This window comes from Flavobacterium sp. P1_E4 (assembly GCF_056405915.1).
Map to the genome: position 1 here is coordinate 42145 of NZ_JBFUBE010000017.1, position 14225 is coordinate 56369.

11 protein-coding genes are annotated in these 14225 nt (G+C 33.1%); 4 read left to right on the forward strand and 7 right to left on the reverse strand.

Annotated elements, in window-relative coordinates:
* Nucleotides 1-53 precede the first annotated feature (53 nt).
* Complete coding sequence (locus tag AC1DY0_RS14730) at nucleotides 54-1997, forward strand: KUP/HAK/KT family potassium transporter (protein WP_477189342.1); 1944 nt, start codon at nucleotides 54-56, stop codon at nucleotides 1995-1997.
* 145 nt (nucleotides 1998-2142) lie between these two features.
* Here the strand turns inward: AC1DY0_RS14730 and AC1DY0_RS14735 are convergent, their stop codons facing one another.
* Together AC1DY0_RS14735 and AC1DY0_RS14740 are read right to left on the reverse strand one after the other, a co-directional pair.
* The gene (locus AC1DY0_RS14735) at nucleotides 2143-3570 is read right to left on the reverse strand and encodes an L-serine ammonia-lyase (protein ID WP_477189343.1); all 1428 of its coding nucleotides are present in this window, start codon (nucleotides 3568-3570) and stop codon (nucleotides 2143-2145) included.
* Nucleotides 3571-3780: 210 nt separating this feature from the next.
* Nucleotides 3781-4188, reverse strand: a complete 408-nt coding sequence (locus tag AC1DY0_RS14740) for a hypothetical protein (protein ID WP_477189344.1) — start codon at nucleotides 4186-4188, stop codon at nucleotides 3781-3783.
* Between the two features lie 325 nt (nucleotides 4189-4513).
* Here AC1DY0_RS14740 and AC1DY0_RS14745 point away from each other — a divergent pair, with 325 nt between their 5' ends.
* A complete protein-coding gene (locus AC1DY0_RS14745; RefSeq protein WP_116795336.1) occupies nucleotides 4514-4681 on the forward strand; it encodes a hypothetical protein in 168 nt (55 codons plus the stop codon).
* A 72-nt stretch (nucleotides 4682-4753) separates the two neighbouring features.
* Here AC1DY0_RS14745 and AC1DY0_RS14750 read toward each other — a convergent pair whose 3' ends face one another.
* Nucleotides 4754-7195 (reverse strand): TonB-dependent receptor, encoded by a 2442-nt coding sequence (locus AC1DY0_RS14750; RefSeq protein WP_477189345.1) that lies wholly within the window; start codon nucleotides 7193-7195, stop codon nucleotides 4754-4756.
* 81 nt (nucleotides 7196-7276) lie between these two features.
* Entirely contained in the window at nucleotides 7277-7618 is a 342-nt protein-coding gene (arsC, locus tag AC1DY0_RS14755) for an arsenate reductase (glutaredoxin) (RefSeq protein ID WP_477189346.1), read from the reverse strand.
* 106 nt (nucleotides 7619-7724) lie between these two features.
* On the opposite strand from arsC, the gene AC1DY0_RS14760 reads away from it, so the two are divergent.
* Nucleotides 7725-8642, forward strand: a complete 918-nt coding sequence (locus tag AC1DY0_RS14760) for a lysostaphin resistance A-like protein (RefSeq protein ID WP_477189347.1) — start codon at nucleotides 7725-7727, stop codon at nucleotides 8640-8642.
* 36 nt (nucleotides 8643-8678) lie between these two features.
* The gene (locus tag AC1DY0_RS14765) at nucleotides 8679-9731 is read left to right on the forward strand and encodes an AMP-binding protein (protein WP_477189348.1); all 1053 of its coding nucleotides are present in this window, start codon (nucleotides 8679-8681) and stop codon (nucleotides 9729-9731) included.
* 83 nt (nucleotides 9732-9814) lie between these two features.
* Here AC1DY0_RS14765 and AC1DY0_RS14770 read toward each other — a convergent pair whose 3' ends face one another.
* The 3 genes from AC1DY0_RS14770 to glgP form a co-directional block, all read right to left on the reverse strand.
* Nucleotides 9815-10246, reverse strand: coding sequence for a DoxX family protein (locus AC1DY0_RS14770; RefSeq protein ID WP_477189349.1), 432 nt, complete (start codon nucleotides 10244-10246; stop codon nucleotides 9815-9817).
* Between the two features lie 281 nt (nucleotides 10247-10527).
* On the reverse strand, nucleotides 10528-12156 hold the full coding sequence (locus AC1DY0_RS14775) for an acyl-CoA carboxylase subunit beta (protein WP_477189350.1): 1629 nt from the start codon (nucleotides 12154-12156) through the stop codon (nucleotides 10528-10530).
* 386 nt (nucleotides 12157-12542) lie between these two features.
* On the reverse strand, nucleotides 12543-14207 hold the full coding sequence (gene glgP, locus AC1DY0_RS14780) for an alpha-glucan family phosphorylase (protein ID WP_477189351.1): 1665 nt from the start codon (nucleotides 14205-14207) through the stop codon (nucleotides 12543-12545).
* Nucleotides 14208-14225 lie beyond the last annotated feature (18 nt).

The following is a 14225-nucleotide window of genomic DNA, read 5'->3' on the forward strand; positions in this document are numbered from 1 at the left end:
AGGGCTTTTTGTGCTCTAAAAAAATGAATTAAAAGAATATAAATTAAAACAAAATGAATAAATCAACGGTTCAAAAAGTAACAGCAGCTTCCCTTTTGGTGGCGCTCGGAATTATTTACGGAGATATAGGAACCAGTCCGTTATATGTTATGAAAGCCATTATAGGGCAAAGAGAAATATCGAAATTATTGGTTTATGGAGGGATTTCGTGTATATTTTGGACACTTACTTTTCAAACAACTTTCAAATATGTATTACTGACACTTTCAGCAGATAATCACGGTGAAGGTGGAGTTTTCTCGCTTTATGCTTTGGTTAAACGATTTGGAAAAGGAAAATTAATAATCCCAACCATTTTGGGTGCTACCACACTTTTGGCAGACGGAATTATTACGCCTCCTATTTCTGTGACTTCAGCTGTTGAAGGATTAGGCGATATAGTTCCAAATATTCCAATTCTACCAATTGTTATTGTTATTATTTCAGGATTGTTCTTTTTTCAGCGTTTTGGAACTCAAAAAGTGGGCTTCTTTTTTGGACCGGCAATGGTAGTTTGGTTTTCGATGCTTTTTGTTTTAGGATTTGTTCAGATATTAGATCATCCAGCAATCTTGACGGCATTGAATCCTTTGTATGCTTATGAATTATTGGTTGAATATCCACACGGATTTTGGTTGCTAGGAGCTGTTTTCCTTTGTACCACTGGAGCCGAAGCTTTATATTCGGATCTGGGGCATTGCGGAAAGAGCAATATTAGAACCACTTGGGTTTTTGTGAAAATTGCATTAGTTGTTAATTATTTGGGGCAAGCGTCTTGGTTAATGAATCAAAGTAATCATTTCTTGGTTGGGAAAAATCCTTTTTATGCAATTATGCCACATTGGTTCATTTTATCTGGTGTTATTATTTCGACTTTTGCGGCAATTATTGCTTCTCAAGCATTGATAAGTGGTTCGTTTACTTTAATCAACGAAGCAGTTTCTCTTAATTTTTGGCCACGTGTCACTATGAAAAACCCGACCAATTTGAAAGGGCAAATCTATATTCCTTCGGTGAATACTATTTTATGGGTCGGATGTATTTTGATGGTTTTGTATTTTAGAACCTCTTCAAATATGGAAGCGGCTTATGGATTTTCGATTACTATTGCCATGTTAATGACTACGGTTCTTCTTAATTATTATTTGATTTATATTAAAAAATTAAACAGAATTCTTATTGGTGTAATCATTGCAATTTTTGTAGCCATTGAAATTGCTTTTTTTGTTGCAAATATTATTAAGATCAAAGAACGTTGGATGTTTTTGTTCTTCGAGCTTTTTATATTTATGACAATGTATGTTTGGTTCTTTTCCAGAAAAATCAATAATAAATTTGTGAAATTCACCAATTTGACTGAGTATACCGCTAAGTTGGAGGAATTGAGCAACGACATTACAATTCCGAAGTATTCTACGCATTTAATTTACTTATCAAAAGCGGACAGAAATTATGAAATTGAAGAAAAAATATTAAATTCCATTTTTTCTAAAAAACCAAAAAGGGCTGATGTGTATTGGTTTTTTCATATTAACAGAACCAATTCACCTTTTGATTTAAATTATGAAGTTATAGAGTTATTGGATGATAAAGTAATCAAAATTGTCTTGAATATTGGTTTCAGAATTCAACCAAAAGTGGAATTGTATTTTAAAAGAATAGTTCAAAATCTTGTTGACAATAAAGAACTGAATTTGCATATTCGTGATGATGGTTCAACAAAATACAACTCAGAACCTGACTTTAAATTTGTCATTATTGAAAAGTTCTTATCTGTTGAAAATGAGTTTTCTGTAAAAGATGGACTATTGTTGAATTCCTATTATATGTTGAAAAATATGTCGTTGTCAGATACTAGAGCCTTTGGACTTGATAAAAGTGATGTTGTCATTGAAGAAATTCCTACCGTGTATCAGCCTATTGCAAAATTAGAGTTGGAGAGAAAATGTTTAAGTTAGCAGGTTTCAGATAGCAGAAGGCAGATTTCAGTTTGCAGTAAGCAAAAAAAAGATTTCAGATTAGAAGAATAACCTTCTTGTTCTGAAATCTTTTTTTATTCTTCTATTTTCTGTATTCTAAAATCTGCCTTCTGCTATCTGAAACCTAGCAGTCCGCCATATTCACGGCAATTGCAAGTCCTCCTTCTGAAGTTTCTTTGTATTTTGAATTCATATCTTTGGCTGTTTGCCACATAGTGTCTATTACTTTATCCAGAGATACTTTGGCATTTTTAGCATCGGTTTCCAAGGCAAGTTCAGCTGCATTAATGGCTTTTATAGCTCCCATTGTATTTCTTTCTATACAAGGAATTTGCACCAAACCACCAATTGGATCACAGGTTAAGCCCAAATGATGCTCCATTGCAATTTCGGCTGCGACTAATACTTGATCTGGAGTTCCACCCATTAACTCACATAAGGCGCCTGCAGCCATAGCGCTCGAAACACCGATCTCGGCTTGACATCCTCCCATTGCGGCAGAGATGGTAGATCCTTTCTTGAAAATACTGCCTATTTCTCCAGCAACCATCAGAAATTGTTTGATTTCCTTTTCGCCTGCTTGATGGTTTTCAATAACCAAATAATACATTAAAACGGCTGGAATTACTCCAGAACTTCCATTGGTTGGAGCAGTTACAACTCTTCCTAGTGCTGCATTTACTTCGTTTACCGCCAATGCAAAACAGCTTACCCATTTTAGAATTTGACGAAATTTAACTTCGGTTTTTCTAATTTCTTCCAACCATTCTTGCGGATTGGAATAATTGGATAAACCAATCAAATTCTGGTGCATGTCAAATGCGCGTCTTCGTACGTGCAATCCGCCAGGAAGTATACCTTCGGAATGGCAGCCAATATACATACATTCCAACATGGTATTCCAAATGCGCATTAATTCATGGTGAATTTCCGCTTCGGGACGCATTGATTTTTCGTTTTCGTAAACGATTTCCGAAATAGATTTATTTTCTTTTGTACAATAGGCTAAAAGTTCACTTGCTTTATCTATAGGGAAAGGAAAAGCACATTTAATTGCTTCCTTGTTTTGAGCATTTTCTCGTTCCTCTTTAACTACAAATCCTCCTCCTATGGAATAAAAGGTAGAACTGTATGCGGTATCATCATTAAAATAGGCAGTAAAAGTCAATCCATTAGCATGGAAAGGAAGAAAGTTTTTATTGAAAACAATATCTTGAAGAAAATAAAAAGGAATATGAATTTGGTTTCCCAAATTGATTTCATTTTTAGCTTCAATTGATTTGATAATTCCGTCTATATTTTGGATAGGGATGTATTCAGGATCTTGACCACTTAGTCCGAGCATAATGGCCAAATCTGTTGCATGTCCTTTTCCAGTTAATGAAAGAGAACCGTATAAATCAACTTTTACTCTCGTCACTGTATTGATGTTATATTCACTTCTCAGTTCGTTTAAGAAACGTTCAGCCGCTCGCCAAGGGCCAAGTGTATGCGAACTTGATGGTCCAACACCAATTTTTAGCATATCAAAAACCGAGATACATTCTTCCATAAAAGTTTAATTTATTTGATGAACAAATATAAATATTAATTGAACTATAATAGAAAAATTTATATCTAAAAATGATAATTTGATAATATTATCAAAAAATAAGCTTGTTGCTTTGATGGATTGTTAAAAAAATAAAATCTAAAATTCTAGCTTTATGTTTTTTTGTGGAACAAACAATATAGTGATTTTAAAGTAGAATTGCTGTAAGATTTAGGCCTCTGAAACAGTGTAGTATTGATGGTTGTATTTTCCCGCTACACAAAAAGCACCACTTATTAATACTAGATTCTTGATAATGTATTGGCCTACCAATGTTGGGCAGTATGGAAAGGAATCAAAGCAGATTTTAGGTAATATAAAAAGCGGAAAAAAAGTGGCAGCCATATGAAACAGCAAAATTACAATGGTAAAGGGAATTAATTTTTTGAATAAAAAGCCAATTCCAATACATACTTCAACAAAACCTAATGTAGGAATAAAAATCTCTGGTTTGAACCAAAAAACGGTTTGTTCTACTAATTCACCAGCGGGGCTCATTCCTATTAATTTTAAAGTTCCAAACCAAATATAGACAATTGCTAAGGCATATCTCATGAAATCGACACTGTGATTTTCCATTTTTTTGCTAATTTGAAAATATAGGGAGTAGAATGTCTTGTTCATTGGGGTGGTTTTTGGGGTTATTTGTTTTTTGGTAAAACAACAGTACGTAAATTAAATTAAAAAAAAAGAATAAATGCTATGTTTTTTTGTGATTACCGATGTTTATTTTGTTAAAAAGTGATTAATTTTTTGAATACCAGATAGTAAAGCTGTCTTGCTAATTTCTAATTATTATTGGTTTTAAATAATTTGTAAATTGCTCTATAGTTTTTGTTGATTTTATTGGTACGAAAAGATTTAAAACTTATATTTGTCGCTACATTCAAAAATTCCGGAAAACATGTTTGAATTTCATCAGTATTTAGGCTTTTTACTTTTCTTAACCATCCTAACAATGGGATTTTGGTTAATGTTTTTCCTTGTTGGTTTCGTATCCTATTGGGTAGGTGGAGCAACTTGGGAAGCTTATAAAGAAAAGAAAGCAAAACAAAAAGAAGAAGAAGCTTAGTCTTATTTTTACTTTAAAATAAAAAAGGATTCGTAATTACGAATCCTTTTTTTATTATATCTGGTCTGAAGATTATCCTGGGAAATCTGCATCTCCACCACCTTCATTTTTAGGTTGTGTCTTTTCTTTATCACTTTTAGATTTGTTGAAACGGTAGGTGAACGATAAATTGAATTGACGTTTACGAAATTGCATTTCACCATACGACGTTTGGTTTTCAAGATACGTGTAAGATCTCATTTTTCTCGTGTTGAAAATATCACTAATATTGAATGCTATTGTTGCTTTGTCTTTCATTAAATCTTTACTGAAAGCCGTATTCATTCCAAATTGATCTAGGTTCTTTCCTTGTGCTGTTTTTTGTTCACCATTGTAGGTTGCATTCAATTGCCAATCAATTTTGTATGGTAATGTTAGTTTTGAATTAACTCTTGCGAACCAAGTTGTAGCTTGGTTGTCAAGATTCTGAACTACAAGTACCCCATTGGTATCAGTATAGCTGTGCTCTCCAGTTGTTTTTACATTATATAAATTGAAATTACTGTTTATTCTCCATATTTTAAATGGGTTATAATTTAAGGTAAACTCAAAACCAAATTTTTGTTCTTTTCCTAAGTTAATAGGTTGGCTTTTAATAACTGGAATTCCATTTACTTCATCACCTGTAGGAGATCGTACAAAACTGAAAACATCTTTTGTGTTTTCAAAATAAGCAGATGTATTAAATGTTATCTTTTCCCAACGTTTGATATACCCAATATCAAATTTGTCAGTTAGAGAAGGGTCTAGGTCAGGATTCCCTTGAAAAATATTAACGTTACTTGAATAGTTTACGGCTGGATTCATGAAACGTCCTCTAGGTCTTGATAAACGTTTACTGTAGCTTGTAGTGAAGTTACTTTGATCTGAAACTTGATAACTAATAAAAGCACTCGGGAAAAAGTTGTTGTACTTTTTAGTATTAAAATCGTTGGTGTCTAATAAGTTCACATGAACATTGGTATCTTCCCAACGTAGCCCGAACAAATAAGAGAATTTATTTTTTTTGAAACCATACTGTGTATAAAGAGCATTGATGTTTTCTTTGTATTCTAAAGTATTTGATAAATTATCTATTCTTACTCCTTGGTCGTCAAGAACGTAATATTCGTTGTTTAAATCACCAAAACTTCCTTTATATCCTGCTTCAAATTGACTTCCTTCACCTAGTGGTAGTACATAATCAGCTTGTAATTGTACTTGTTTTTGAACCTGATTGTTTAAAGTGTTGTTATAATTGTCAGAACCAGTAATAATACTTTGGCTATCATCAGTATTTCTTGAAATAGTACCATCAACGGTAAGTTTGTGTCCTTTGTCGTTAAAGTTTTTTATTAAGTTTGAAGTATATGATGCGTTTTCACTACCAGTATCTCCATTGTTCAAACGGTAAGTTGTTCCTGTGAAAATATGAGATGCATCATAGTTATTGTAGTTGATTAAATCTTCGTCATTACCAGTATTTTTTTCGTAATTGATGGCATTTGTCCAATATGTATTTGGTGCCACTGTCCATTCAACACCAGCTCTTCCATTGAAACCATCTCTGGTTCTCTTTGTGTCACGATCTTCATCTAAGTAGTTTTTGATAGAACCGTCTTCATTAAAATATTCTGAATAAGTTTTACCGCCACCTTCATTTGTTCTGTGATTGTAACCCGCAGTTGTGAAGTAGTTTAGTTTTTCTGTTTTATAATTTACATTGGCACTTAATCCATAAGTCTCAGGAATACCTGTTGAGGCTATAATAGTTCCATTGAAACCTTGATTTTTTCCTTTTTTAAGAATGATATTGATTATTCCAGAACCACCTTCCGCATCATATCGTGAAGATGGATTAGTGATAACTTCAACTTTATCAATAGCATCAGCAGGAATTTGTCTTAAAGCTTCTGCAATATTTACAGCATAGGATGGTCTTCCATCAATTAAAATTCGGATATTATCACTTCCTCTTAAGCTTACATTTCCTTCGGTATCAACAGAAACAGAAGGGACATTGTCTAAAACATCGCTTACGGTTCCACCTTTCACCATCATATCTTGACCAACATTGTATACTTTTTTGTCTAGTTTTATTTCAACTGATGATTTTTCGGAACGAACAACTACTTCGTTTAGTTGCGAAGCATCATCTTCAAGCGCAATAGTACCTAGTGAAGTTTTTTCGGTTATGTTTTTTCCTTTTATCTCGATTGATTTAAACGAAATGAATTCAATAGTAATATCATAAATTCCTGGAACTACATCAGCTTCAAATTCTCCTTTGTTATTTGTAATTCCTCCAGAAAGGGCTTTAGGATTTTTTTGATTTTTTAAGGTGATAGTTGCATCTTCCAAGGGCTGGTTGCTCCTTTTATCTACAATTTTTCCAGTCACTTTGATTTTGCTAAATGTTGGAGGGCCTTGTTGTGCAAAGTTGGATAGTCCAAAAAGCAAAAAGAAAAGGACTAGAGTGAGGTTTAATTTTTTCATTAGTAATAAATAAGATTTCTCCATTGGATAGGGAAAACTTTAAAAGGTTTAAAGATGATTTTCCTAAAGTTATGTTAATGTCTAGATAAATGGAATTACCTTCTCCAAATCTCGGCCTATAATTGCTTTAGTTCCATTAACCACTATTGGTCGTTCAATAAGAATGGGATTTTCGACCATCGCCTGAATGATTTCATTTTCAGTCAATGTTTTTCCTTTGTAATTTTCTATCCAAATAATTTCTTTTTGGCGTACTAATTCAATTGGTTTTAAATTTAGTTTTTGAAGTAATACAGTTAATTCACTTACGGTTGGTGGGGTTTTTAGATAATTGATAATTTCAATTTCTTTATTGGATTCTTCCAAAAGGAGTAAACAATTTCTTGATTTTCCGCAACGTTGATTGTGGTATATTTGTATCATTTTTGTAGGTATGATTTGGTTTATACTAAAATAAAAAGTTACTTTAGTTCGAGCAAAAATAAGATTTGAAATACCATTTTAAGTATAATTATAGAAAAAATAACAAATGTTTATAGAACAAGGAATTGACAGAAATAATAAATTTTGGAAATATATCTTAGGCTCAATGTTTATAATTGGGGCTTCTTTTGTGGGACAATTACCAATGTTGGGTTTGTTGCTGTTTCAAACATTTTTTAGAGGAAAAAATTACCCAACCACCGATGAAGAATTAATGCATTTTTTTGAGCCAAATTTAAATTTGTTTTTATTACTCATTTCATTTGTATTTACTTTAGGCGGAATTTATTTTGCTGTTCGTTTTTTGCACAAGCAAACGTTACTATCCATTACTACAGCCAGAAAAAAAATGGATTGGAAAAGAGTGTTTTTCTCTTTTTTTGTTTGGTCAATATTTACTGTAGTTTCAACTCTGTTGATTTGTTATTTGAATCCAGCCGATTTTAAAATTAATTTTCAACTCATTCCTTTCTTGATTTTGTTCGTAATTGCCACTCTTTTGGTACCAATTCAAACAAGTGTTGAAGAATTAATTTTCCGCGGTTATTTGATGCAGGGTTTTGCAAATTTGTGGGGTAATAAATGGTTTCCTTTATTGATGACGTCGAGTATTTTTGGATTAATGCATTTTTTTAATCCTGAAGTAACCAAGATGGGAAACATAATTATGGTTTATTATATAGGGACAGGTTTTTTGTTAGGGATAATGACTTTGATGGATGATGGAATGGAATTGGCTTTGGGGTTTCATGCTGCAAATAATTTAATTGGAGCATTATTGGTAACCTCAGATTGGTCTGCTTTTCAAACATATTCCATTTTTAAAGATGTATCAGAACCTGAGGCAGGACTTGATATTATCTTCCCAGTTGTTGTTATTTATCCTCTACTTTTGATTATATTTGGAGTAAAATACAATTGGTCTGGTTGGAAAGAAAAGCTAACGGGAACTATTGTAAAATAGTCTGAATTTAATACCCAAAAAATCAAAACAACCATTATGGATAATACAGTAACATACAAAAATGTACACAACCATTTTAAATTAAATGGATTTCATTTAACAAAAGAAGATTTATGTAGAATAGCTTATAGTTTTATAAAAGAGGGGGAAGATTTTGAGCAGTCGGTAGGTGATTTTTTATTGGACTGGTTTGATGACAAATCCTATATTGATATGTACACTTCTGGAACGACAGGGAATCCGAAATCCATTAGAATTGATAAAAATGCGATGGTTCAATCTGCTATAGCTACTGGAGACTTTTTTGGCCTTCAGCCTGGGAATAGAGTATTACATTGTTTACCGGCTAATTATGTTGCGGGTAAAATGATGTTTGTGCGTGCGTTTGTCTTAGGTTTGGATATGGATTTTGTGCCTCCAAGTTCTCATCCTTTGGAACACAATGATGAGAAATATGATTTTGCTGCTATGGTGCCGCTACAAGCCAAGAATTCTATTGACAAATTATCGAATATTAAAAAGATAATAATTGGTGGAGTAAAAATTCATAAATCATTGGAACAGGAATTGGTTAAACTGCCAATCGAGATTTATGAAACATACGGTATGACTGAAACAATTACACATATTGCTGCTAAGAAAGTAGGAGTGGAGGCTTTTACTACTTTGCCAAATGTTACAGTTTCTGTTAATGAGCATCAATGTTTGGAAATTATAGCCAAAAATATTGGAATTGAAAAAATTGTAACTAACGATATTGTAAAATTAATATCAGATACACAATTTGTTTGGTTAGGGCGCTTTGATAACGTAATAAATAGTGGCGGAATAAAAATCATGCCCGAGCAAGTAGAAAGTAAATTATCGACTTTAATACCAAGACGTTATTTTGTGAATGGAGTGTTAGATGAAACTTTGGGAGAAAAAGTTGTTCTTTATGTGGAAGGTTTGCCAATGGATATTGATCATTCTGTATTTGATGTTTTGGATAAATATGAAAAACCAAAAGAAATTGTTTTTATTCCTAAATTTAAAGAAACCGCTACCGGTAAAATAATGAGAGAAGAAAGCAAAAATATAGCTGTCTAGATAGAAAATAATAGATTTTAATAACAAAAAAGAGAGGATGGTTATTCCTCTCTTTTTTGTTGTTATATAAATTTTGGTTGGAATTATTTTTGCATTTTAAAAAAATAATCTGCCGAATTTTTTCCGCTGCCATATATTAGAAAAAATATACATACTGCTAGTGTTACCATTGCTAATAATAAATTTTGGTGATGCATATGTCCCATAAAATTAATAATGATGGCGCAAATTAGAATGGGCAATTGTGATATAATGGCCCAACGTGTCAATAGCCCAAAGAAAATTAAAATACCACCAACTAAATGTGCTGGCGCTATATAATGAATTAGAAACATACCACCTCCAATATGGTCTATTTGATCGATTGGTGTTAATAGATCAACTAGATATTGGATATTTGAAAAAAAGTAGACTCCTTTCATGAATAAAAACACACCAAGAGCCATTCGTAATAAATCAACAGGTAAATAAGTATGTGCGTTTGCCCACTTATTTAAGGTTTTTACATTGTTCATAATACCTTAAGTTTTAAATTAGTTATACTAAGTTACTAATTATTAATGATATATAGATAATTTTTTATGATATTTATTGATAATACCTCTTCTATTTTGTATTGTAATTATAGTATTAATAAAATTGTAAGATAAAAGCATTCTAATTGATTATTGATTTTTTTTGCAAGACTTATTTAGGCTGCTGTAATATGAATGTTTTTTTTTATTTTTTTTGCAAAAAAAACTCCTGATTTATCAGGAGTTTTATAGAATCTTTAAAAGTATCAATTGGTTTGCGATTAAACCTGAATTACTCCCAAATTAAATTTCTTTTCAATAGGTGAGTGGTTAGCGGCTTCAATCCCCATAGAAATCCAAGTTCTGGTTTCCAAGGGGTCGATAATAGCATCTGTCCACAAATGAGCTGCTGCATAATAAGGAGATACTTGCTCGTCATAACGGGCTTTGATTTTGGCAAATAATTCGGCTTCCTTGGCTTCGTCAATAATCTCGCCTTTTCCTTTTAGAGAAGAAGCTTCAATTTGAGCCAATACTTTTGCGGCTTGTGTACCACCCATTACAGCGAGTTCTGCACTTGGCCAAGCAAAAATTAATCGAGGGTCAAATGCTTTACCACACATCGCATAATTTCCTGCTCCATATGAGTTTCCAACCACGACGGTGAATTTTGGTACCACTGAATTGGAAACGGCATTTACCATTTTTGCACCGTCCTTTATGATTCCTCCATGTTCCGATTTTGAACCGACCATGAAACCAGTCACATCTTGAACAAAAACCAATGGGATTTTCTTTTGGTTGCAATTAGAAATAAAACGAGTTGCTTTATCTGCGGAATCCGAATAGATTACTCCTCCAAATTGCATTTCTCCTTTGGTTGTTTTGACCACTTTTCTTTGATTGGCAACAATTCCCACAGCCCAACCGTCAATTCTGGCATATCCTGTAATAAGTGATTGTCCGTACCCTTCTTTGTAAGCTTCAAATTCAGAATTGTCTACCAATCGATTGATAATTTCCATCATGTCATATTGTTCATTTCTGGCTTTTGGCAGAATACCAAAGATTTCTTTTTCGTCCAAAGCAGGTTTTTCTGCTTTGATACGATTGAATCCTGCTTTGTCAAAATCACCAATTTTATCGACAATATTTTTTATTTTGTCCAATGCATCTTTATCATCTTTTGCTTTGTAATCTGTTACTCCCGAAATCTCACAATGTGTTGTTGCTCCGCCCAAAGTTTCGTTATCTATGCTTTCACCAATGGCCGCTTTGACCAAATAACTTCCGGCCAAGAAAATACTTCCTGTTTTGTCTACAATTAGAGCTTCGTCACTCATAATGGGAAGGTAGGCACCACCTGCAACACAACTGCCCATTACGGCTGCAATTTGGGTAATTCCCATGCTGCTCATTATAGCGTTGTTTCTAAAGATGCGCCCAAAATGTTCCTTGTCTGGGAAAATTTCGTCTTGCAAAGGCAAATAAACACCGGCACTATCAACCAAATAGATGATAGGGAGACGATTTTCCATTGCGATTTCTTGAGCTCTTAAGTTTTTCTTTGCAGTAATAGGAAACCAGGCACCCGCTTTTACAGTAGCGTCATTAGCTACGACAATGCATTGTTTTCCTTTGACGTATCCTATTTTTACAATTACACCTCCCGATGGACATCCTCCATGTTCAACGTACATTTTTTTTCCAGCAAAAGCACCAATCTCAATAGATTTTGCATTCTCATCCAATAGGTAATCAATACGTTCCCGAGCGGTCATTTTGCCTTCGGCATGAAGTTTTTCGATTCGTTTTTCGCCACCTCCTAGTTTGACTTTGGCAAATTTTTGTCTGAGTTCAGACAATAAAAGTTTATTGTGATCTTCGTTTTTATTGAAGTTTAAATCCATAGGTGTAAAATGTATTTTTTGAAACGAGTGCTAATTTACGAAAACGATTGAAATTTTTCAATTTATATAGATAATTTTCAATTTTTAGCAATTTAATGTTCTTTAAAATAATATAAAAATAAAAACCTCGCTATTTTTTTAGATAACGAGGTTTTGTATTAATCTTTTTTAGTTTAACTGCTATATTCTAAAATTAAAGTGCATTTAATTTTAAACATATGAGTCATGTAAGTTAAAAAAAGAAGTTGTTTTGTCAAAAGGTTAAAAGGGGATATAAGTTAAAAGCGTTCTTAAATGAACTGTTTATTTTACTTAATTTTTTTCAAATTTAAAGCTTATATGACTTATATGTTTTAACAATGTTTTTAATAAATGTTATTGAAATTTTAATTGTACATTTTGGTGTAATATTCATCGACCATTCGAGCAGAATCAAAATAGGGTACAATTTGTTTCATGCTAGTTTCTACTAAATCCCACCATTCGTCAGGAGTATCGTAATATAAAGGCAGTATTTCATCTTCTAGCATTCGGTATAAATTATCTAAATCCATTTGGTCTTGCTGATATGTTGGAATGTTATGATCGACAATCGGTAACACAAATGAATTTTTGGTCTCATTTAAATCTTTGAATTCACGAACCCATCCGTCATTGGTCGAAAAATTRATGGAACCATTCATTGCAGCAGTCACTCCCGATGTTCCAGAGGCTTCTCTGGTTACTCTAGGATTGTTTAGCCAAACATCGGATCCTTTTTTTAATTGGCGGGATAATTTTAATTCATGGCCTATAAGCACAGCCATGTTTTTGAAGCCTTTACTAATGTGCGAAAGATTGTCAAAATTATGAATAGCTCCGTAGTCCGTTGGGTACGGTTTGCCGGCAAATATAATTTGGATAGGTCTTTCGGTATCATTCATTATCCTTTTGAATTTTTCAAAATCACGAGTAATCAAATCGGGCCTTTTGTAATCAGCAAAGCGTCTTGCCCATACGATTGTGAGTATTTCGGGGTCAAATATTTTTCCTGTTTGGTCAGCTACAACTTCAAATAGTTTGGTTTTAAGTCTCTTTTTTCTATTGATTAACTCTTCTCGGTCTTTACTTGCATGGGCATCATCCAGCCATGGATCTACCCAGTATTTTTTGTTTTGGGCATTGGTAATATGTGTTATTGGGCAAATTCCGCTGAAATCTTTCCACATATCTCTAGAGACTTCTCCATGTAATTTTGAGACTCCATTTGCTTTATGGCTCAATCGTAATGCCACGAGTGAATGATTGAAAGTATTATCATGAATACCAGTTATTTCTCTAACGGTTTCCAATGGTATGCCATCAAAGAAACTTAAATTTTCCAGTAAATAAATATCGTGTTTTTCATTTCCAGCTTCTTCGGGAGTGTGGGTGGTAAAAACCATTTTTTCTCTGATTTTCTCAACGCTTTTGTATTTGTTGTACAAATGAAAAACAGAAGAAACGGCATGCGCTTCATTTAAATGATAAATATCCGGCTCGTAGTCCAAGGCGTCCAGTAATTTGGCGCCACCGAGTCCCAGAACCATTGTTTGAGCTATTTTGGCACTAGGATCAGAATCGTATAGCCTAAATGTTGTTGATTTCGCCAGATAATCATTTTCGGGTAAATCTGTGGAAAGAAAAAACATGGGTACAGTTCCAAAGATTTCCGGTTTCAAGAAATAAGCCCTAATCCAAACATCATGATTATTTATTTTTATGGTGAATCGTATGTTGGTGTCTTCAAGAAAACTGTAATTTTTCTCTCTGAAAAGCGATCCCATGGAAAGATCTTCTTTTAGGTATTGATCATAATATCCTTTCTTCCACAAAATTCCGATTCCGATTAAGTTTTGTTTCAAATCATAAGCGCTCCGCATGTGTGATCCTGCCAAAAAACCTAATCCCCCTGAATAGATTTTGAGGCATTGGTCAATGGCAAATTCCATAGAAAAATAAACTGCCGATTTTTTGTATTTTTTATCAAATGCGTATGGATGTCTGTATTTTTCGGGTAAACTCTTACTCATATTGTGCAGGTATTTAAA